A 22,120-nucleotide genomic window follows, 5' to 3' on the forward strand; every position below is an offset into this window, starting at 1 on the left:
GAGAGGGTGGAGGGTGCTACCGATTCCGGGGTTCGGGGCAGCTCCGCACGGCAACTGACATGGGTGGGGAAGGCCATGAATGCGTCTGCGAATACGGATGCGCGCAACTTGCGTTGCCGCGAACTCGCGTGTCTGATCGGCATGGCGTTGAGCCTTGCGGCCTGCGGCGGCGGCGGTGGCGGCGGCAACGTCAAACCATCGACCACTTCAGGCGGCTCGTCCTCCTCGTCTCCGACATTGCCGCAGCCGCCGGTGGACGCCCAGCTGTCGATCACCGACACCTATGCTGCCCATAACCAGGGTTACACCGGTACTGGCGTGACCATCGGCGTCGTAGACAGCGGCATCATGCGGAGCAACCCCACGGTGTCCGGGCGTGTGCTGCAAGAGCAGATCTACGTCGATTCCAGCACCAACAACACCAGCGTGGACGACGTAGTGGGGCATGGCACCTGGGTTTCGGAGATTGCGGCAGGTACGCCGTTCGCCCAGTTTCCCGGCGGCATCGCGCCGGGCGCCGATCTGGTGTCGGCGCGCATCATTGCGGACAACGCGCCGGACGACAACGGCTCCACCGCGCCTTCGCAGGTCACCACCAGCGATGCGCAGTTCTTCGGTCAGGTCAATGCGAACCTGATGAGCGCCGGCGTCAAGGTGATGAACAATTCCTGGGGCGGCATCACCTGGGACACCACCAGCGCCAGCATCAATCAGGCGTTCGATCAGGCCTACAGCCCATTCGTGAACCAGCAGGGCGGCCTTGTGGTGTTCGCCGCCGGCAACGACTCGCAAGCCAACCCGAGCACCATCGCGATGTTGCCCAACGTGGCGCCGGATCTGGCCAAAGGCTGGCTGGTCGCCGTGGCGGTCAACAGCAACAATCCCACCCAGCTGGAGAGCTATTCCAACCAGTGCGGCGCAGCGATGAACTACTGCCTGGCCGCGCCCGGCGATGTGATCGTGCTGGACAAGGGCACCACGGCCAGCACCACCAATCCCAACTACTACATCGTGGAAGGCACTTCGTTTGCGGCCCCGGAGGTATCTGGTGCGGCGGCGCTGGTGTGGCAGGCGTATCCGTATTTCACCAACGACTTGGTGCGGCAGACCCTGCTGGGCACCGCCGATCCGCTGGGTGGCTCGCAGCCCAACCCGACGTATGGCTACGGTGAGCTGGACGTGGGCCGTGCGGTCAATGGCCCGATGCAGTTCAACTGGGGCGATGTCACCGTCAGCTTCAGCGGCAACTCCAACTGGAACAATCCGATCTCCGGTGCTGGCGGCCTAATCAAGCAGGGCAGCGGCACGCTCAACCTCACCCAGCCGTCCAGCTACACCGGCGAGACGCAGGTGCAGGGCGGCGTGCTGACCGCGGTGTCGCTGGCCGGTACGGCAGCCATCAGCAGCGGCGCCACATTGAGCGGCATGTCGGCCGTCGGCGGCAACGTAAGCAATGCCGGCACGCTGGCCATTGCGAATACCAACGTCAACGTGGGCGGCAACTATACGCAGCAGAGCGGCGGCCAGTTGGCGGTATCGCTCGGTTCCACCCTCAACGTGGCCGGCACGGCCAGCATCGCCGGCAACCTGCTGGTGACGGGCACCAATTCGGGCTACGTTGCGAACTCGCAGACCAACGTGCTCGTGGCCAAGGGCGGGCTCACCGGCACCTTCGCCCAGCTGGCGACGGCATCGAACGTGCTGCTCACCGCCTCGCTCAACTACAACACGACCACGGCGTGGCTCAACGTACAGCAGGTGCAGGTGAGCGCGGTGCAGGGCACTAGCTACACCACCGCGTCGTACAGCGCAGCGCAGCGTGTGGATGCGGCCTTCAACCAGATCAACATGCAACTGGCCAGCGCCACGGCATCAGGTTCGCCGGCAGCCAGCGGCCTCATCTCCGGTGCGGCCACCCTGCAGCAGACGGCGACCCTGGGCAATCTGCAGCAGTCGCTGGAAAGCCTTTCCGGCCAGTTGCATGCGGCCAGTGCGGCGATGACGTTCGAAGCCATCGATGCCGGTACGCGCGCCTTGGCCAACCACTTCGATCAGCTGCTGTCCGCGCCGCCGACGCAGCAACTCGGTGCGTGGGTGCAGAACCTGGGTTACCAGGGCTCCATGTCGCGCAGCGGTTACAACAACGTGGCCTACGATCTCAACGGCTGGATGGTGGGGCAGGACTTCCGCGTGGATGGCAGCGGCGTGGCCGGTTTCGCATTGAGCGGCACGCAGGGTCTGGGACGCCTTACCGAAAGCGCAGACCAGGGCTACAGCCGTGCCGTGGAAGGCATGCTCTACGGCGGCACGATGCGCGGCAACTGGTATGCGCTGGGGCGCTTCGGCTTCGGCGACTACCAGGAAACCATGCAGCGCCAGGTGCAACTGGGCGGCCAGGCCACCGGTGCGGGCAGCGACAGCAGCGGCCGGTATGGCGTGGCCTATGGCGAGAGCGGCTACCGCATGATGCTGGGCGACACCCGCGTCATGCCGTATGCGAGCCTGGAATACGCGCAGATCCAGCGCGACGGCTTCGACGAGGTGGGCGGTGACGGTTTCGGCCTGAAAGCGGATGCGCTCACCACCGCGCGCTGGCAGGCCGGCCTGGGCGTGCGCGCCACCCGCAACTGGCAACTCGGTCGTGCCGGCAGCCTGAGCCTGCAGGGGCAGCTAGCGTGGCAACAGTCCTTCGGTCTGCGCGGCGAGGTGTTCGACGCCAGCTTCACCGGCGTGAACCAATGGGCGCCGCTGGGCGGCATCGGCCTGGCGCGCTACGGCGGCCTGGCCGGCGCCACGTTGAACTGGACCATGAATCCGCGTAGCAGCCTGGCGCTCGACTACGAGTCGTACTTCGGCCAGGGCCAAGAGGCCACGATGGCGATGCTGAACTATCGTTGGTCGTTCTGATCGGGCCTCAGATGGCGGCGCCGCAAGGCGTCGCCATCCATGCCCGCTTGGGCCACTCCTGACCGGCTCAGGCCACCGGGCCTCGGGCAGTCCATCCGATGCCGCGATAGGAATCTGCGACGGCCGCCGCCCCGGCGGTGATCGCGCTGGACATCAGGAAGGCCGACCACGCATCGCTGTCGTGCGCATGCGCGAGCAGCGGCGGCAGCCAGACCAGCAATGTGATAACGCCCAGCATCGCCGCCTCCAGCGTCGTGGCCAGGCGCGGCCACAGTGCGAACAGGATGCCCAGCGCCGTGGCCAGGCTGCCTGCGCCGGTCAGGTAGGCCCAGCCGTGCCGCCACGGCAACCATGCCGGCACGAAGCCGGCCGTGATGTCCGCATAGAAGTAGTGCGACAGGCCGATGGTCGGCAGCGCCAGCACCAACAGCAGCCGCGCATTGCGAATGCCGTTGCGGCCTGCAAGAAACCGTCCGTCCGGTTTCGCCAGCGAGGCGAAGACGGCCCACGCGCCGGTGAGGATCACCGCGATCTCGGCCGCCCCCAGCCAGGTCGCCTCCATGGCGGGTGCATACAGGATGGCCGGGAATTTAAGCAGCACCATCCACAGCAGCGCGAACACCGACATCGCGCCGGCCGCAACCTTCGCGACGCGCGGGATCAGGATGCCGATGCCGGTCGCCAGTTCGACCAGCGCGGTGAGGTAGACAAAGACATCGTGTGCCGGGAGGTGTGCGATCGGAATGCGTTGCCAGGTGCCGGCGAAATCGCCGAACGCCAGCCCGCGCACGCCCAGCGCCATCATGACCAGCGCCAGCAGCGCATGGCCCGGACCGCGGGCGACCCGATGGCCGGCACCTGCGGCCAGGCAGCCCGCCAGCCACGCGGCCGCACCTGCACGTTTGCCATCCACACCGGATGCTGCGTCCATCACCCACCCTCCAGCGAAGCTGCGTGAACACAAGGCGCCGAGCGTAATCAGGCGGGTTCGTACGGACAATAGGCCGTAGTGCGGGAACAGTTTTCGGGCGGGATGCTGCGGTTGCCCGCTAGACATTGCCGCCGACGGTCAAACCAGTTCGACCTGCACCCCGGCGGCGCGCAGCGTCTCCACGAGTTCGGCCGGCGCGCTGTTGTCGCTGATCACCTTGTGCAGCTGGCGCACGGGGGCGATCACCGACAGGCTGCGCTGGCCGAGCTTGCTGGCGTCCAGCACGGCCACGGTCTGCCGCGACACCCGGATCATCAGCGCATTGAGCGCGGATTCCAGCGGGTCGGGCGTGGTCACGCCTACCTCGGGGTCGAGGCCGTCCACGCCGAGGAACAGGCGGTCGGCCGACAGCTTGGCCAGCGCCTGCTCCGCATCGGGGCCGACCAGGGAGTAGGAGGTCTGGCGCAGCAGGCCGCCCAGCATCATCACGCGGATGTGCGGCAGGCCCGACAGCTCCAGCGCGATGTTCAGCGCATTGGTGATCACGGTCAGCGACTCGAACCGGCGCTGGCGGATCTGCCGCGCGATCTCCACCGTGGTGGAGCCGGAGTCGAGGATGATGGTTTCGCCGTCGCGGATCATCGCCGCTGCCGCCTGGCCGATGCGCAGTTTCTGCGCGTGGTGGCGGGTTTCCTTGATGTTGAGCGGGATGTCGCTGCTCACCGGCACCACCGGCAGTGCGCCGCCGTGCGAGCGCACGATGGCCGAGGCATTCGCCAGCGCCTCGAGGTCGGCACGGATGGTGACGGCGGAGGTGTCGAATTTCTTCGCCAGTTCCTCCACCGTGGCGCGGCCGTGCTCCTCCACGTACTCCACGATCAGGCGGCGGCGCTCGCCGAGCAGCAGGCGATGGCGGGGTTTGGCGGCGGTCTTGGCGGTCTGGGCTTTGCTCATGCGGTAGGAATATGCAGGAGTCGGGCGGCGTTGTCATGATAGACCTTGCGCAGCACCGTGTCCGGCAGCTTCAAACCGTAGATCGACCAGCGGCCCTGGGGCGGTACGTCCGAAGGGGCGTAGTCGAAGTACTCGTCCTCGGTTTCGAGGAAGCGGTAGTAGATCTCGTAAAGGGCGTCGCCGAACAATTGCTGCGGCACGTCGTCGCCCCAGGGCGAGGGGACCGCGTCGGTGCCGAACAGGATGCGGTCCTGGTAGCGGTCGAAGAAGCGCTGCGCGATACGCGGTTGGCGGCCCAGTTCGCCGATGCGCGCGCTGATGTCCACCAGGGTGTTGGGGAAACGCGCCAGGCAGGATTCGACGGCGGCCAGGTTCTCGGCGTTGTTGCCCACGTGCAGCAGCACGAAGGTGGTGTTCGGGTGGCGCGCGATCATGCGGTCGCGCGCGGCGATCAGCTCCGCATGGCTGGGGAACTCGGGACCGTAGAACGACCAGTCCGGGTGGTTGGCCAGCTCCTCGTAGCGTTCGTTCTCGCCGTCGGTGGGCAGGAAGAACGCTTCCGGATCGGAAACATGCAGGAACACCGGCATGTCGTGCGCGGCGCAGGCCTCCCACATCGGGTCGAAGCGGTGGTCATCCACGCCCACCAGCGGGCCTTCGTCGATGCGTTCGCGCAGGTACAGGCCCAGCGTCTTCAGCAGCTTCAGGCCGCGCGCGCCGGCGCGGTGCGCATGCGCGATCGCGTCGGCCTGGCGCTGCGGGTAATCCGCTTCGGGGAACAGCGCGAACGAGGGTTCCGTGAGGGTGAGGAAGCGCCCCGGCGCGGCCTGATCGAACAGCCGGATACTTTCCTCCAGCCCCTTGCCGACGCCGCCGGTGAGGTTCACCAGGGTGCGCACGCCTTTGCGGTCCATCACCGGCAGCAGTTCTTCCGGCGTGGTGAAGACGGTGATTTCGTCGCCTACCGACACGCCGTTGCGCACGTTCTTCGACCAGGTCAGGTGCGCGTGCACGTCGATCACCGGGAAGCGCGGGCGCTCGATATGCGTCTGCGGCACGCGCAGCATGCTGCGCGGCTTGAAATCCTTGAGGCGCAATTCGCCCTTGCTGTCGTCGCGCGCGGTCTGCAGCGGGTTCTTGCCGTTGCCTTCGATGCGCACGGTGCCGGCGCCGGTGGGCGGTGCGCAGCAGAGGCAGGATTTCTGGTGGGTCATGGTCCGCTTCAATCCGATAACGCGCTTCTTGCGCTCGCCTCCTCTCCCCGCCGGGGAGAGCATTGAGGTGAGGGGCGGGTGCTTGCAGGAGGGATGCTAGTGCAAGCCGCTTCATAGGGAGCGCACCGCAAGATTGGCCCCTCACCCCAGCCCTCTCCCCGGAGGGGAGAGGGAGACAAGCCTCAACGCGGATACTTCGCCATGATGTCGTGCACCTGGCGCACCAGGCTCACCGCCTGGTCGAACGGGCGCAGCCACATGTTGCGGCCGAACATCACGCCGGTGGCGCCGCTCTGCATGTAGTGCTCCACCTTGCGCAGCACCGCCGCGTCGTCATCGTTCTTCTCGCCGCCAGAGAACAGCACCATGGTGCGGCCGGCCGAACGCACCACGCGGGCGCAGCGGGCGGCGGAGTCTTCCTGCAGCTTGTCGTACGGCGCCGGCACGTTGGCCACGCTGTCATTCGGCTCGTGCAGCTTCACCAGGTCGGCGCCCATTTCCAGCGCGACGCGCGCGGCATAGTCCTGCGCATACAGCGTATTGGTGCCGCCCTTGGCGTTGACCGCGCTGCCGCGCGGGTACGACCACACCACCAGCGGCATGCCGTAGCGTTCGCAGTCCTGGCGTACCTTCTCGAACTGGCGGAACTCGTCGCCCTGGCGCGGCGAGCCCACGTACATGGTGTAACCCACGGCATCGGCGCCCAGGCGCACGGCGTCCTCCACCGAAGCGAACAGCGGCGAAGTGGCCTCGGCATCGCTGGGGATGTTGGTCTTGCCGTTGAGCTTGAGGATCAGCGGCACGCGGCCGCAGTACTCGGTCATGTACTTCTCGGCCAGGCCGATGCCCAGCGCGATAGCAGAAAAACCGCCCGCCGCGGCCATCTCGAATTGGTAGCTGGGATCCACGGCAGGCGGGTGGGGAAAGAAATCGGTGGGGCCATGCTCGAGGCCCTGGTCCAGCGGCAGTACCAGCAGGCTGCCGTTCTTCGGGCCGTAGCCGTACAGAAGGCGCCACAGGCGCGTGCGCTTGCCGTGCGAGAGCGGCAGCTTCGAAAACTTTTCGGAAGCTTGCGAAGGTACTTGTAAGTTCTGATTCATTTCGAATACGCTGGGCTGGTGGACGAATGGCTTCACATTCGGACGAAACGAGCCAAATGTCAATACTCGAAAATAAAACGAAAGAAAACGACAGTCTTGCCGCGCTGAAAGCGGCTGCACCGGCGATGCAGCGCGAACGCGGCTACGTCGACACCTTGCGGGAAATCCTGCAGCAGCCGGCGACCTGGCAAGCCACCGCGGAACTGCTGCGCGAGCCTTCGGTGCGTGCGCAACTGCAAGCCGTGCTGACTCCGCGGCCTGCGCACGTCGTGCTGACCGGTTCGGGCAGCTCGATCTATGTGGGCGAGTGCATTGCGCCGGATCTGCAGCAGACGTTGGGCGTACCGGTACTGGCGATTCCTGCGGGCACCTTGCTCACGCATCGCAAGGCGCTGCCGCCGGGCGGCGGTTTGCTGATTTCGATCGCGCGTTCGGGCGACAGTCCCGAAAGCGCAGGCGTGGTGGATCAGCTGCTGGCGCACGAGCCTGGCTGGAGCCACCTCGCCATCACCTGCAACGCCAACGGCAAGCTCGCCACGCAGTACAAGAGTGCGCCGCGCTATGCCGCACTGGTGCTGGACGAGCGCACCAACGACCGCAGCCTGGTGATGACCAGCAGCTTCACCAACCTGGTGCTGGCCGGCAGCGGGCTGGGCGGCCGTGCCGCCGAAGTCGAATGGCAGCAAGGCGTGCAGCGCCTCGCCGGTTGCGTGCAGCACGTGTTCGATCACCAGGCCGATGCGCTGGCGGCCATTGCCTATCGCGATATCGACCAGGTCGTCTACCTCGGCAGTGGCGGCGCACTGGGCGCCGCGCACGAGGCCGCGCTGAAGATGCTGGAGATGACCGCCGGCCGCGTGACCACGATGGCCGAAACCTTCCTCGGCCTGCGCCACGGTCCAATGTCCAGTCTCGACGAGGACACCTTGGTGGTGGCCTATCTCTCGCCCGATCCGGCCGTGCGTGCCTACGAATACGATCTGCTGCGCGAACTCACCCGCAAGCAGTTGGGCATGGTGCGCGTGCTGGTGGGCGAGGGTATCGCCGAAGATGTGATCGGCCCGCAGGACGTGGCAGTGGATCTGCAGGGCCTGCAGGCCAGCGACGATGCGCTGCCGTTGCTGGCCGACGTGGCCGTGGGCCAGTTGCTGGCGTTCTTCCGTTGCCTGGCACTGGGTGGCAAGCCGGACGCGCCTGCACAGGGCGTGCTCACTCGCGTGGTGGAAGCCTTTGCACTGCATTCGGGGAGCGCCGCGTGAAGCGCATCCTCGTCGCCGGCGAGTTGAACGTCGACCTGGTGTTCCGGGATTGCCAGTCGTTTCCCACGCCGGGCCACGAGGTGCTGGCCGAGGACGCCCTGGTGGTGCCGGGCAGCTCCTCGATGATCTGTGCGATGGGGCTGGCACGCCTCGGCAACCCGGTGAGCTTCGCCGGCAAGGCGGGTGCGGACGGCTGGGGCGATTTCTGCGTATCGGCGCTGCAGGGCGCCGGCATCGACGTCGGTGCGGTGCGGCGCGATGCGGCGTTGCGCACGGGCATCACCGCGTCGTTCTCCACGCGCAGCGACCGTGCGCTGGTCACCTTCGCCGGAGCGATCGGCGCGCTGCGCGCGGACGACATAGGCGACGAACTGCTGGGCGCCGCCGATCACCTGCACGTGTCGTCCTACTATCTGCAAACCGCGTTGCGGCCTCAGCTCAAATCACTGTTCGCGCGTGCGCGAGCGCAAGGCCTGAGTACTTCGCTCGATCCCGGTTTCGACCCTGAGCGACGCTGGGGCGACGAATGGCGCGAACTGCTTGCGGAAGTCGATCTGTTCCTGCCCAACGACGTGGAACTGGCCGGCATCAGCGGCTGCGAGTCCGCGGTCGACGGTCTGCGCGCACTGGACAACGGTCACACCCGCATCGTGGTGAAGCGCGGTCGTGACGGCTGCGCCGCGCTGGACCGCGACGGCAAGCTGTTCGAATCGCCGGCCTTTGCGCTGGATGCGGTGGACAGTACCGGCGCCGGCGATTCCTTCGACGCCGGTTTCCTGCATGCGTGGCTGCGCGACTTACCACTGACGGAAGCCATGCGCTGGGGCAACGCCTGCGGTGCGCTTTCCACGCGTGGCGTGGGCGGCACGGCGCGGCAGGCCGACCTTGGCGAGGCGAAGGCCTTGGTGGAGTCCGCGCCGTGATCACCGTGCTCGGCATCAACACCGCCATCGACCACCTGATGCAGGTGGGCGAATTGCACCTGGGCGAGGTCAATCGCACGGTGCACGAACAGGTGTTGCCGGGCGGCAAGGGCTTGCACGTGGCGCAGACCGTCGCTGCGCTCGGCGAGCCGGTGCAGTTGATCGGCCTGATCGATGCGGCGCACCGCAACCTCACGGCGCGGCGCATGAGCGAGCGCGGCGTGCTGTTCCACGGCGTGGAAATCGATGCGCCGCTGCGCCATTGCATTGCGCTGCAGGATGCGCAGGGGCAGATCACCGAAGTGCTGGGGCAGGGGCCGGAGCTGGGCGAACGCGATCGCGCGGCCATGCAACGCGCCTTCCGTCTTGCGCTGGCGGAAAGCGATCTGGTGGTGCTCTCCGGCAGCCTTCCGCGCGGCCTCGCTGCCAATACCTACGCCGAACTGGCGGAGCAGGTGCGCGCTGCCGGCAAGCGTTGCCTGGTCGACGCCAGCGGGGAAGTGCTGAAACAGGCGGTGACGGCGCAGCCTTTCCTGCTGAAGCCGAATCGCGACGAAGCGGAAGCCTTGCTCGGCCGCAGCATCGACAGCATCGACGTCGCCGTAGTCGCGCTGCGCGAACTCCATGCGCGCGGTGTGGCGATGCCGGTGCTCAGCCTCGGTGCGCTGGGTGCCGTGGGCATGGACGACAGCGGTGCATGGCATGCCGCGGTGGAGCTGGAACAAGTGCGCAACACCGTCGGCTCGGGCGATTGCTTCCTGGCCGGCATGGCCGTGGCGGTCGCGCGTGGGGAGATGCTGCGCGAGGCGTTGCGGCTGGCGGTGGCCTGCGGGGCCGCCAACGCGATGGATGTGGAAACAGGTTATGTGCGCCCGGACCAGGTCGAGTCGTTGCTCGGCCGGGTGCGGGTGCGCGAATGGAAGCACTGAACATCGGCGGAGTACGCCAATAGGCCGATGAGGATGAGCCATCGGCGTCAAGAACATCCGCAGGCTGCGAGGGCGCAGGTGCCCGCGGATATCCAGAAGCGGTTCATTCCTTGAGAGGGGAGATCATGAAATCGGGCACCAACATTCCATTGCGAAGAACAGGTTTGGCCGCAACGCTGGGCCTGCTGCTCGCATCTACGGCGGCCTATGGCCAGTCCACCACCAGCAGCATCTTTGGCCACGTGCCGGTGCAGGCGGGCGAAAGCATCACGGTAAGTAACGGCTCGGGCCTGACCCGCACGGTCGGCATCGACAGCCAGGGCCGTTACGCGGCCAACCAACTGCCCATCGGTACCTACACCGTCAGCCTGATGCTCAACGGCCAGGTCATCCAGCAGCGCAACAACGTCTTGCTGCAGGTGGGCATCGGTTCGGACGTTTCATTCACCGAACAGGGCGCCTCCGCGGCCAGCGAGACGAACGCGAAGCAGCTTTCCGGCGTGAGCGTATCGGCTAATGCGATACCGCCCATCGACGTAAGCTCGGTGGATTCGCGCACGGTGCTCACCGCAGACCAGTTGGCCAAGCTGCCGTTGGCGCACACGGCGGAAGCGGTAGCGTTGCTGGCGCCGGCGACCAACCTTGGTGCGGGCGGCGCGGCCAGCACCACGGGCGAGCCGCTGATCAGCTTCGGCGGCTCGTCGTCCACCGAGAACGCGTATTACCTCAACGGTTTCAATACCACTGATCCCAACATCGCCGAAGGCGGCATCACTCTGCCGTACGGTTCGATCGACCAGGAAGAGGTCTACACCGGCGGCTACAGCGCACAGTACGGCCGCAGCGACGGCGGTGTACTCAACATGATCGGCAAGAGCGGCACCAACGACTGGCACTTCGGCGGCCAGTTCCTCTACGAGCCGTCGTCGATGGTGGCGAGCCAGGACAGTACCTACTACGCCAACGGCCTGCCGCCGTCGCCCGTGGCCGGTCGCCTGTACGACCCGAGGAACCAGAACAGCACCTGGTCGTCCGTCTACGATCTGTACGTGGGCGGCCCGATCATCCAGGACAAGCTGTTCTTCTTCGCTTCGGCGGAAATGACCCACACCGAAGGAAACTCGGTCAACAGCGTCGAGTCCGGCACCGATTCGCACTACAAGGACACGCTGCCCAAGTGGTACGCCAAGGTGAACTGGAACATCACCGACAACAATCTGCTCGAACTGACGGGCGCGTCGGAAAAGAGCCTGACCAGCGGCACGGTCTACAACTACGACTACAACAGCTTGAGCGACAATGGCTTCAAGGCCTACGCCAACGACACCAAACATGGTGGTGACCTGTGGCTGGCGAAGTTCACCAGCTACATCACGGACAAGCTGACCCTGACTGCCATGTACGGCAGCATGAAAACGCGCAGCTACAGCGAGAATCCGGCCTACGATCCGGATGTGACCTACGTTGGCACCTACACGCAGCAGAACCCGGCGTTGAACGGCGGCACGCCGATCACCAACAACCAGACGGTCACCGAGATCAACAACCCGGGCCAGAACTTCGTGACCACCAACCTGCGTGTGGCGCTGACCTACACCTTGGGTGACCACACGATCACGGCGGGTATCGACAATCTGCGCACGGCGGCCAGGGAACAGGACGAGCTGACCTCGGGGCCGGGCGGTTACCAGTGGATCTACGGTTATACGAAGACCCCGACCCAGCCGCTGTATCCCTCGCTTGGCGTGGGCCCCACGGCCGATTACCCGAACGGCGCGACCGGCTACTACGCGTTCAAGTACATCTTCAACCAGGGCGGCAACCTGTTCTCCACGGAGAACGCCGAGTACATCGAGGACAACTGGCAGGTCAACGACCGCTTCCTGCTGTCCATGGGTCTGCGCGACGACGACTTCACCAACACCAATGCCAGCGCGCTTGCCTACATGCGGCAGACCAAGCCGCAATGGGCGCCGCGCCTGGGCTTCAGCTGGGACGTGTTCGGCGACAGCTCGTTCAAGGTGTACGGCAATGCCGGCCGCTACTTCCTCGGTTCGCCGATCGCCCCGGGCGATCCGGCCAACGGGTATGTGGCCACCTCGCAGTACTACACGTACAGCGGCATCGCGGCCGACGGCACGCCTACCGGCCTGACGCAGATGTCGCAGCCGGTGTCGCCCAACGGCGCCTATGGGCAGACGCCCGATCCGCGCACCATGACGGCGACCAGCCTGAAGGCCGAGGACCAGGACGAGTTCATGCTCGGCTTCCAGAAGACGGCCGGTCCGAACTGGGTCTATGGCGCCAAGATCACTCGGCGCATCCTGCGGCACGTGATCGACGACTGGTGCGATGTCGGGGCGCTGGTGAACAAGGCGGCTTCGGAAGGCATCACCGACGTCAACACCGACACCTGCTACTACGTCAACCCGGGCGAGGCCAACACCTTCGCGGTGCAGGACCCGAGCGGCGCCTTCCACAGCGTGACGATGTCCCAGGCCGACTTCAACTTCCCGCATGCCGTGCGTCGCTACTACGGACTGGAGACCTTCCTGGAGCATCCGTTCGACGGCAAGTGGTATGGCAGGGTCAGCTACACCTTCTCGCGCAGCTACGGCAACAGCGAGGGCGAGGGCCAATCCGACATCCGCGCCATCGGCGGCACGCAGAACGAGGACTGGGATTTCCCGGAGCTGATGGTCTACGCCAACGGTCCGCAGGGCAACGATCACACTCACGTGCTCAAGGCCTACGGCTACTACGCGATCACGCCCGAGTGGATGGTGTCGGCCAACCTCAACCTGACCTCGGGTGGCCCGAAGTACTGCCTGGGCTATTACGGGCCGCAGCAGAGCGACCCGGACGGCTACGGTTCCAACTACCACTGGTGCAACGGCCAGCCGTCGCCGCCGGGGGCAACCGGACGCCTGCCGTGGATGAAGGAGCTTGATCTGGGCCTCCACTATCGCCCGGCATTCGCCGACCACAAGCTGTCCCTGAACGTGGACGTGTTCAACGTGTTCAACGGCCAGGCTCCGCTCAATCTCGATGCCGATTACAACGGCAACAGCGGCGGCACGCCGAACCCGCTCTACGGCACGCCGATGGTGCTGCAGCAGCCGCGCTACGTGCGATTCGGTGTGACTTACGACTACTGATCGCGGCAACTTGCGACCCTGATGAGGGAAACGGCGTATTCGCGCCGTCCGGACATCCGGACGGCGCGGGTATGCAATCGATCTGAAAGAAGTTGCGAATTTCCGAATCGGGCCGTTACGCGACGAATCGATTTCGGAATCCGAACGGAATCACCTGACAACGGCGGGATGGCCAACTGGCCGACGGCATGCACTGTCGATCGGTGCTCGGACGATTCGTGGAATGCCAGCGCAAACGCCTGTGCATATCCGTTGAGATTCATTTCCTGGGAGGGATGCTTGATGACGATCGACACGAACATCTTGTTGCGGAAGACCGGCCTGGCCACGGCGCTCGGCTTGCTGCTTGCGTCCACGGCGGCGTACGGCCAATCCACCACCAGCAGCATCTATGGCCATGTGCCGGCGCAGGCTGGCGAAACCGTTGTACTGAACAATGGTGCAGGCCTGACGCGTACCGTCAACGTCGATAACCAAGGTCGTTACAACGCCGCGCAGTTGCCGGTCGGCACGTATTCGGTAGCGCTGATGCGCGACGGCCAGGTCATTCAGCGCCGCGACAACGTAATGCTCAAAGTAGGCGTGGGTGTCGAGATCTCTTTCGCCGAGGCTGCTGCTGCGAGCTCGGCGAATGCGAAGCAGTTGTCAGGCGTGAACGTGTCGGCCAATGCCGTGCCGCCCATCGACGTGAGCTCGGTGGACTCGCGCACGGTCATCACGTCGCAGGAGCTGGCCAGGCTGCCGCTGGGGCGCACTGCGGAGGCCGCGGCCCTGCTGGCGCCGGGCGCAGTCACGGCCGCCGGCGGCGCAAGCAGCCAGACCGGCGAGCCGCTGGTCAGCTTCGGCGGTTCCTCGTCGACGGAGAACGCGTATTACATCAACGGCTTCAATACCACCGATCCGTATGGCGCCAAGGGCGGTATTTCCCTGCCGTACGGCTCCATCGACCAAGAGGAAGCCTATACCGGCGGCTACAGCGCGCAGTACGGCCGCAGCGATGGCGGTGTGATCAACATGATCGGCAAGAGCGGCACCAACGATTGGCATTTCGGTGCCCAAGTGGTGTACGCGCCCGAGGACTGGCGCTCCAGCCAGGACGATGCCTACTACATGAATGGCTTGCCGCCGAAGCCCGTGGCAGGGCGGCTGTACAACCCCAACAACCAGGACAACTACTGGAATTCCACCTACGACGTATACATAGGCGGCCCGCTCGTCAGGGACAAGCTGTTCGTCTTTGCATCGATGGAGGCCAACGACACCGGCGGCTACACGGTCAATCCCGTGACCTCGGGTACTTCGCTGCACTACAAAACCAACAACCCGAAGTGGTACGCCAAGATCAACTGGAACATCAACGACAGCAACTTGCTTGAGCTGACGGGCGCGTCCGAGAAGACCGAAACCACCGGCGCGTACTACTACTACGACTACAACGCCCTGAGCGACAAGAATTTCAAGAGCTTCGCCAACACCACCAAGCTGGGCGGCGACATGTGGTCGGCCAAGTACACCAGCTACATCACCGACAGCCTCACGTTCAATGCCACGTACGGCAAGATGACCACGGTGAACTACAGCGAGCAGCCGGGTTACAGCCCGGAATACACCTACATCGCCGACTACACGAACCAGAACCCGACGCTCAACGGCGGCACGCCGATCGCCAATTCGCAGACCAATTCCACCATCGCCAACCCCGGCAAGAACTACAAGACCAGCAACCTGCGTCTGAGCCTGACCTACACGCTGGGTAGCCACACCATTACGGCCGGTATCGACAACCTGCGTTCCGCGGCCAACAACCAGGCCAGCATCACCACCGGCCCGGGCTATTGGTGGGACTACGGCTACACCAACCAGCCGACATCGCCCATCACAGCCATTTCGGCGACGGGGCCGGTGACCGTGGGCCCCGTGGCCAACTACCCGGGCGGTGCCCCGGTCAATGGCACGAGCTACTACGTCACCAAGAACGTCAGCATCTCGGGCGCCAACCTGCTCACCACGCAGCGTGCCGAATACATCGAGGACAACTGGCAGGTGAGCGACCGCTGGCTGCTGTCGCTGGGCCTGCGCAACGACGCCTTCACCAACTACAACGGCTCGGGCCAGCCCTACATGCGGCAGACTTCGCCACAATGGGCGCCGCGCCTCGGCTTCAGCTGGGATGTGTACGGCGACGGTACGTTCAAGGTATACGGCAACGCGGGCCGCTACTACCTGGGTCAGCCGCTCGCGCCCGGCGGCGTCGCCAACGGCATCCTGAGCACCACTCAGTACTTCACCTACACCGGCATCGCGGCCAACGGCACGCCCACCGGGCTGACGCAGATTTCGCCGCTGACTTCGGCGAACAGCTTCTTCGGACAAACGCCCGATCCGCGCACGCTCACGGCGCAGAACATCAAGGCGCAGGACCAGGACGAGTTCATCCTCGGCTTCACCAAGACGGCCGGCGACAAATGGGTCTACGGCTCCAAGTTCACCCGTCGCCTGATCCGCCATGTCCTGGACGATTACTGTGACGGTACGACCGTAGCGGCTTATGCGGCCGCGGAGGGCATCACCGACGTCAACAGCACCGCCTGCTATTACATCAATCCGGGGCAGGCCAACACGTTTGCCGTGGAAGATCCGAACGGCGTGTTCCACGACGTGACGCTCTCCAACGCCGACATGCAGTTCCCGCACGCGGTACGCCGCTACTACGCACTGGAAAATTTTCTGGAGCATCCGTTCGACGGCAAGTGGTACGCCAAGATCAGCTACACCTTCTCGCGCAGCTACGGCAACAGCGAAGGGCAAGGGCAGTCCGACATCCGCGCCATCGGCGGCATCCAGAACGAGGACTGGGATTACCCGTCGCTGATGGTCTACGCCGGCGGTCCGCAGGGTAACGACCATACCCATCAGATCAAGGCGTTCGGCTACTACCAGCTCACGCCGGAATGGCTGGTCTCGGGCAACCTGAGCCTCATTTCGGGTGGCCCGAAGTACTGCCTCGGCATGTACGGCACCGATCCGTACAACACGGCCATCAACCCGGCCACTGGTGCGGCCTACAACGATCCGGCCGGTTACGGCTCCAACTACCACTGGTGCAACGGCCAGCCGTCGCCGCCGGGCGCGAACGGGCGTCTGCCGTGGATGAAGCAGGTGGATTTGGGCGTGCAATACCGGCCGGCGTTCGCGGACCACAAGCTGGGCTTCCACCTGGACGTGTTCAACGTGTTCAATGGTCAGGCGCCGCTCAACGTGTGGGCGCAGATGTACCAGGGCCACGACGGCACGCTGAATCCGCTCTACGGTACGCCGATGGTCTTCCAGCAGCCGCGCTACGTGCGCATGAGCGTCACCTACGACTATTGAAGCATCTTCACCCACCCGTCGCCCGGTCATGCCGGGCGGCGTTTCACTTCAAGTGGCATCGACGAGCCTGTCCACGCGCCAGCCGAGCGAAGCCAACCGATCGATACGAGAGGCAACCATGGCAGCATCGCACCCGCATACCCTTTGTTCGTCGCGCATGAGCGTGTTGGCTTCTTGCCTGCTCGCCGTGCTGGCGGGTTTCGGCACTGCTCATGCCGAGGACAGCGTGACCACCGGCAAGCTGGTGCTTGAGCCTGGCAGCGCGGTGTTCGCCGACCAGCAGGGTGCGGAGAGTTTCGGCAATGCCGCGATCGAGGCGAGCTGGAAGCTGGACGGCAAGCATCTCGTCGACATGACGGTGACCGACCGCGTGCACAGCCGTACGTTCGCGGTGTCCGCACCGTTCGCGCTGGCGATGGCCGACGGCAGCACGATCAAGGCTTCCGACATGAACCTGCAGACGGCGCCGCACGTGGTGGCGTTGCCGGTGGATGCGCAGGCTTCGCGCTACTCCTCGCGTATCCCCGGCAAGGCGGTGGAGGCCAGTTTCGCCGACGCGGACGGCCGCTTCCGCGTGGACTGGCGGCTCGTGCAGCGCGACGGCTCGCCCTACCTGCGCGAGGAGGTGAGCATCACCGCGCTGAAGCAGGACGAGAAGATCGCCAAGGTGTCGCTGCTGCAATCGAAGGTGGATGCCCCTGAGGTAGTAGGCACGGTGAACGGCTCGCCCATCGTCGACGGCGACGTCTACCTCGGCTTCGAGAATCCGCTGTCCGACAGCACGGCGTACCACAACCTGGCGAAGCTCACGCTGTCGCGCACGCTGCCGCTGGAGCAGGGCAAGACGGTGGATTATTCGGCGGTGGTGGGCGTGGTGCGCGACGGCCAGCTGCGCCGCGATTTCAACAACTACGTCGAGCGCGAGCGCGCGCATCCGTACCGCACCTTCCTGCACTACAACTCCTGGTACGACATCGGCTACTTCACGCCGTACACCGAGGCGGAGGCGCTGGACCGCATCAACACCTTCGGCGAGGAGCTGCACGTCAAGCGTGGCGTGACCTTGGATTCGTTCCTGTTCGACGACGGCTGGGATGACCGCAGCGGCGCATGGAACTTCAGCAAGGATTTCCCGCGCGGCTTCGTGCCCCTGCGCGATGCGGCCGCGAAGTACGGCGCCGCGCCGGGCATCTGGCTGTCGCCATGGGGCGGCTACGGCAAGCCGCACGACGAGCGCATCAAGAACGGCAAGGCGGCCGGCTACGAGATCATCGACGACGGCCTCGCGCTGTCCGGTCCGAAGTACTACCCGCGCTTCCATCAGGTCGTGATGGACATGATCGACAAGCAGGGCATCAACCAGTTCAAGTTCGACGGCACCGGCAACGTCAGCAGCGTGTTCCCCGGCAGCCGCTTCGACAGCGACTTCGCCGCGGCGATCCAGCTGATCAGCGACATCCGCAAGGACAAGCCCAACACCTTCATCAACCTCACCACCGGCACCTGGGCCTCGCCGTTCTGGCTGCGCTACGCCGACACGATCTGGCGCGACGGCGAAGACGACTGGTACACCGGCGTGGGCACGATGCGCGAGCAGTGGATCACCTACCGCGACCAGCAGACCTACCAGAACATCGTGCTGAAGGGGCCGCTGTTCCCGATCGACTCGCTGATGCTCCACGGCATCATCTACGCGCAGAAGAACCCGCGCCTCAACACCGACCCGGGCCACGACTTCGCCAACGAAGTGCGCTCCTACTTCGCCACCGGCACCGAGCTGCAGGAGATGTACATCACGCCGTCGCTGCTCACGCCGCAAGACTGGGACACGCTGGCCGAGGGCGCGAAGTGGTCGCGCGCCAACGCCGACGTGCTGCGCGACTCGCACTGGATCGGCGGTGATCCCGGCCGCCTGGACGTCTACGGCTGGGCTGCCTGGTCGCCGAAGAAGGCCATCGTCACCTTCCGCAATCCGGACGACAAGCCGCAGCTTGCGGTGGTCGACCTGCAGCGCCAGCTGCAGCTCCCGCCGGGTGTTGCGCGTCGTTTCAGCGTGCACGACGTGTGGAAGAACGGCGGCGCCGATGTGCCGAAGGCGCTGGATGCCGACCACACAAGCACGATCACGCTGGCGCCCTTCGAGGTGCTGACGCTGGAGCTGACGCCGGCGAGTGGAGGCTAAACATGACCGAAACAACGTGCGGGTACACGTCGCATGACCCGGCGGCGTGCGCGCGGGGCATTTGGTGAATCCCTTTGTCGTACTCGATGCGTTCGGGCATGGCGCGCACCGAATCAGTGCGCTCGGTTTTGCACGCAATCGCCCTATGCACGCGCCGGGATGTAGCGAAATTTGGATCGAATGAACGACATTTGCAGAAGGGGAAATGATTGTGGGCAGATGTTGAGCAAGCTAATGCAATCCTTCAGCAGCTGTGCTGAGTGATGTCCGGTTCGTGGTCGTCCGTAACTGCTGACTGCCACGAAATGGCGAGTCGAAGGCAAACGTTCTTGCGTATATTTTAATTTTCCATCATTCGGAAGTGGCTCTTCCGCTTGCTTATTGATGGGGAGTGGTGGTTCGGCTGTTTTCATTTTCTTCAAGCAGAGAGGAGAGTGGCTATGAAATGCTTTGCAAGAAATACCAGGGTCGAGCGCAAAATGAGTTTTCACATCGGTCTTCTTTTGCTGGCGCTCTGCGTCTTCTATTTTCCCGGGACTCGTGTTCGTGCTGAAACCTGGTGCAGTTCGTCTTCGTCTACGAATTGCGCGATCGGTGGAATTGTGAGCGTGAACTACGCTGTCTCCAATGCGCCGCCGCAAGGACTTACCTCCATCACTTTTCCGTTCACGGTGTTCAGCATTCCCGCGGCGAACGGTTATTTCTTTGCGCAGCAGTTCTATTTCATCAACACGAATAATGAATCGGGTCAAGGGGCCTACATCGGAATCCAGCCTGCAGGCAACGGCACGAACAATGCGCACTTCAGCTTCTTTGGGACGGGTTCCAGTTCCGTCAACATGGCCAACTGCTCCACGGGAGCCGACGGCGGCAACGGAACGACATGCCAGTTGACCGTGCAGTTTGCGGTGGGGCACCAATACAACTTGACGGTTTATCGGGATGCCAAGAAAACCTCCGTGTGGCACGGAGAAATTGTCGATAACACGGCATGCCAAGTGACTACCGCTCGGGGCGAACGGGACGCCTCCACGGTCTGCACGCCCACGGAAATCGGCGCGTGGAATATTGGCTATACAACAGCCCTGGCCAGCAATGGTGTTGGGTTCGTTGAATACTTCCCGTCTTCGGTACCCACGGGATGCAGTGGCCTTCCGTACGCTGACGTTGAATTTGGGGCGCCTTCCACCCCTGACGGACTGACCTCGACCGTCAATGGCGAATCTTCGTACGGTGGGTGCCTGGGTTCGGTGAATTACTCCGGATCCCAGAGTACCCACAATTTGTGGGTGCGTGCGGAAACGGGCTGGTAATGGTTGCATTTCGTTGATCGACGGCATGCCGGGTCACCATTGGCGATGGCCCGGCATGCGACTTCCTTCAAGCTGGTGCCGTTCGAAGTCCTGACGCTGAATCTGATGCCAGATTGATGGCGACGCATCCGATATGACGATGCGTCGCCATGGGAATCGCGGCTTCCCTGCGGCATCAGTGCATTCGCACCGACGCCGACACCGTTGCCGAGGCCGGAATTTCCAGTCGCAGCCGTTGCGGCGACCACCGGGCATGGGCACGAACCGCTGGCGCATCGTCGCCGGCCGCTATACGGTCGAGTTAGGCCATGCGTCGCGTGATTTCTCCTTGCGTGACGGCACCGATGCCGAGACGGCAGGCCATGAGTACAACCGCTTTCAATGAACGTGAAGAAGGAGTGTGCAGATCATGGTGAACAAGTCACGCCGCAACCTGCTCAAGGCCGCCGCGCTGCTGCCGCTGGCCGCTGCCTGCGATGGCCTGGCCTGGGGGGCTGACGCATCCGCGACGCAGGCGAGCTTCGCGCTGGATATGACCAGCCCGGGGCGGCGCGTCGACACCAGCCTCGCCAGCCTCAGCTACGAGACGCTGGAGCTTTCCGATCCCACCTTCTTCGCCGCGGACAACCACGGCCTGGTACGCCTGTTCCGCGAAATGAATCCGCACGGCGTGCTGCGCATCGGCGGCAACACCAGCGACGACACCGTGTGGGGCGGCTACAAGGGCAGCATGCCGACCTACGTCCCGCGCAGACACGGCAAGCTGCTGCAGCCGCACGTGCTGCAGCTGGAGGGTCTGCAGGCACTGGCCGGTTTCGTGCGCGCCACGGGCTGGAAGCTGGTGTTCGGCGTGAACCTGCGCATCGGTTCGCCGGAGATGGCATTGGATCTGGCGCAGACCGTGCAACGCCTCGTGGGCGACCAGCTGCTGGCGATCCAGATCGGCAACGAGGCGAACAACTACGAGCACGACTACGCCGAGTTCGATGCGGCATGGGTACCTTATGCCAAGGTGCTGCACGCCGCCGGCCTGCCCATCGCCGGGCCGGACACCGGTGCGAACACCGACTGGGTGATCGAGTACGCCAAGCGCCACGCCAAGGAGAACGTCTTCCTCAGCCGGCACTATTACCGCGAGGCGGCGGAGAACGGTTCGATCCCGGACATGCTCGCCGGCGATCCCGGCTTCTTCGGCGAGGTCGAACAGATCATGCAGGTAGCGGATCAGTACGCGCTGCCGTTCCGCATCTCCGAAGGCAATTCCTATTACAACGGCGGCCGCGACGGCACTAGCAACGTGTTCGCCTCCGCGCTGTGGGGCGCCGATTTCATGCTGGCGCTGGCGCAGCGCGGCGTGGCCGGCATGCATTTCCACGGCGGCACGTTGACTTCGGTGGAGACTTCGCTGGGGCGCGTGGCGAAGGCGCCCGCGGGCGGCGACATCGTGGCGCAGCGGGACGCGATGGCCTCGCGCTATTCCGCCATCGCCGGCAGCCGCGAACTGGGCTACCAGCCGCGTCCGCTGTTCCACGGCATCGCGCTGGCGCAGCGCTTCGCCGGGGCGCAGATGCTGCCGGGTCGGCTCGATGCAGGCGGCGTCAACCTTACGGCCTATGCGGCGAATCAGGGTCATGCCGTGTTGGTGGCGCTGATCAACAAGGATGCGCAGCGCGATGCCGCGGTCGCGCTGAGCGGCCTGCCGCACGGTGCCAAGGGCGAACTGATGCGCCTGCGTGCGCCGGCGCTGGACAGCCGGCGCGACGTGAGCTTCGCGGCGGATGGCCATGTGTCCGCCGACACCGGCGGCGCTTGCCGCATCACGGTTTCGAAGGGCAGTGCCGTCTGGCTGCGATGGGCGTGAGCGTGACTATGGAAAGG

At 64.9% G+C, this 22,120-nt stretch carries 15 protein-coding genes; 10 read left to right on the plus strand and 5 right to left on the minus strand.

Going from position 1 to position 22,120, the window contains the following annotated elements; all coding sequences use genetic code 11:
- Positions 1-75: 75 nt before the first annotated feature.
- Positions 76-2,907, plus strand: coding sequence for an autotransporter serine protease (locus IHE46_RS13375; RefSeq protein ID WP_192165134.1), 2,832 nt, complete (start codon positions 76-78; stop codon positions 2,905-2,907).
- Positions 2,908-2,974: 67 nt separating this feature from the next.
- On the opposite strand, the gene IHE46_RS13380 is transcribed toward IHE46_RS13375, so the two are convergent.
- The 4 genes from IHE46_RS13380 to IHE46_RS13395 form a co-directional block, all read right to left on the minus strand.
- Entirely contained in the window at positions 2,975-3,838 is an 864-nt protein-coding gene (locus IHE46_RS13380) for a DoxX family protein (RefSeq protein WP_192165135.1), read from the minus strand.
- A gap of 138 nt (positions 3,839-3,976) precedes the next feature.
- Positions 3,977-4,792, minus strand: coding sequence for a DeoR/GlpR family DNA-binding transcription regulator (locus IHE46_RS13385; RefSeq protein ID WP_192165136.1), 816 nt, complete (start codon positions 4,790-4,792; stop codon positions 3,977-3,979).
- Entirely contained in the window at positions 4,789-6,006 is a 1,218-nt protein-coding gene (locus IHE46_RS13390; RefSeq protein WP_192165137.1) for an amidohydrolase family protein, read from the minus strand. The genes IHE46_RS13385 and IHE46_RS13390 overlap by 4 nt, the downstream gene beginning before the upstream one ends.
- A 182-nt stretch (positions 6,007-6,188) precedes the next feature.
- Positions 6,189-7,106, minus strand: a complete 918-nt coding sequence (locus IHE46_RS13395; RefSeq protein ID WP_192165138.1) for a fructose-bisphosphate aldolase — start codon at positions 7,104-7,106, stop codon at positions 6,189-6,191.
- 56 nt (positions 7,107-7,162) lie between these two features.
- Between IHE46_RS13395 and IHE46_RS13400 the strand changes: the two genes are divergently transcribed.
- The 4 genes from IHE46_RS13400 (at position 7,163) to IHE46_RS13415 (ending at position 13,375) form a co-directional block, all read left to right on the plus strand.
- On the plus strand, positions 7,163-8,365 hold the full coding sequence (locus IHE46_RS13400; protein WP_225563043.1) for an SIS domain-containing protein: 1,203 nt from the start codon (positions 7,163-7,165) through the stop codon (positions 8,363-8,365).
- Complete coding sequence (locus tag IHE46_RS13405) at positions 8,362-9,288, plus strand: carbohydrate kinase family protein (protein WP_192165139.1); 927 nt, start codon at positions 8,362-8,364, stop codon at positions 9,286-9,288. Before IHE46_RS13400 ends, IHE46_RS13405 begins: the two co-directional genes overlap by 4 nt.
- Entirely contained in the window at positions 9,285-10,217 is a 933-nt protein-coding gene (locus IHE46_RS13410; RefSeq protein WP_192165140.1) for a 1-phosphofructokinase family hexose kinase, read from the plus strand. Before IHE46_RS13405 ends, IHE46_RS13410 begins: the two co-directional genes overlap by 4 nt.
- Before the next feature lie 125 nt (positions 10,218-10,342).
- Complete coding sequence (locus tag IHE46_RS13415) at positions 10,343-13,375, plus strand: TonB-dependent receptor (protein WP_192165141.1); 3,033 nt, start codon at positions 10,343-10,345, stop codon at positions 13,373-13,375.
- Here IHE46_RS13415 and IHE46_RS13420 read toward each other — a convergent pair.
- Complete coding sequence (locus IHE46_RS13420) at positions 13,369-13,671, minus strand: hypothetical protein (RefSeq protein WP_192165142.1); 303 nt, start codon at positions 13,669-13,671, stop codon at positions 13,369-13,371. The two genes, IHE46_RS13415 and IHE46_RS13420, sit on opposite strands and share 7 nt — an antisense overlap.
- On the opposite strand from IHE46_RS13420, the gene IHE46_RS13425 reads away from it, so the two are divergent.
- The 5 genes from IHE46_RS13425 to IHE46_RS13440 all read left to right on the plus strand — a co-directional run bounded on the left by IHE46_RS13425 (position 13,658) and on the right by IHE46_RS13440 (position 22,103).
- The gene (locus IHE46_RS13425) at positions 13,658-16,747 is read left to right on the plus strand and encodes a TonB-dependent receptor (protein WP_192165143.1); all 3,090 of its coding nucleotides are present in this window, start codon (positions 13,658-13,660) and stop codon (positions 16,745-16,747) included. The genes IHE46_RS13420 and IHE46_RS13425 overlap by 14 nt on opposite strands.
- Before the next feature lie 118 nt (positions 16,748-16,865).
- Complete coding sequence (locus tag IHE46_RS13430) at positions 16,866-18,929, plus strand: enterotoxin (protein ID WP_192165144.1); 2,064 nt, start codon at positions 16,866-16,868, stop codon at positions 18,927-18,929.
- Positions 18,930-19,369: 440 nt separating this feature from the next.
- Positions 19,370-20,242 (plus strand): hypothetical protein, encoded by an 873-nt coding sequence (locus tag IHE46_RS13435; protein WP_192165145.1) that lies wholly within the window; start codon positions 19,370-19,372, stop codon positions 20,240-20,242.
- Positions 20,243-20,495: 253 nt separating this feature from the next.
- Positions 20,496-20,627, plus strand: a complete 132-nt coding sequence (locus IHE46_RS17150; protein ID WP_255430895.1) for a hypothetical protein — start codon at positions 20,496-20,498, stop codon at positions 20,625-20,627.
- 24 nt (positions 20,628-20,651) lie between these two features.
- On the plus strand, positions 20,652-22,103 hold the full coding sequence (locus IHE46_RS13440; RefSeq protein ID WP_192165146.1) for a hypothetical protein: 1,452 nt from the start codon (positions 20,652-20,654) through the stop codon (positions 22,101-22,103).
- The last annotated feature ends 17 nt before the right edge of the window (positions 22,104-22,120 follow it).

The sequence above is a fragment of the Rhodanobacter sp. DHG33 genome (genome assembly GCF_014843005.1).
Taxonomy (GTDB): Bacteria; Pseudomonadota; Gammaproteobacteria; order Xanthomonadales; family Rhodanobacteraceae; genus Rhodanobacter_A.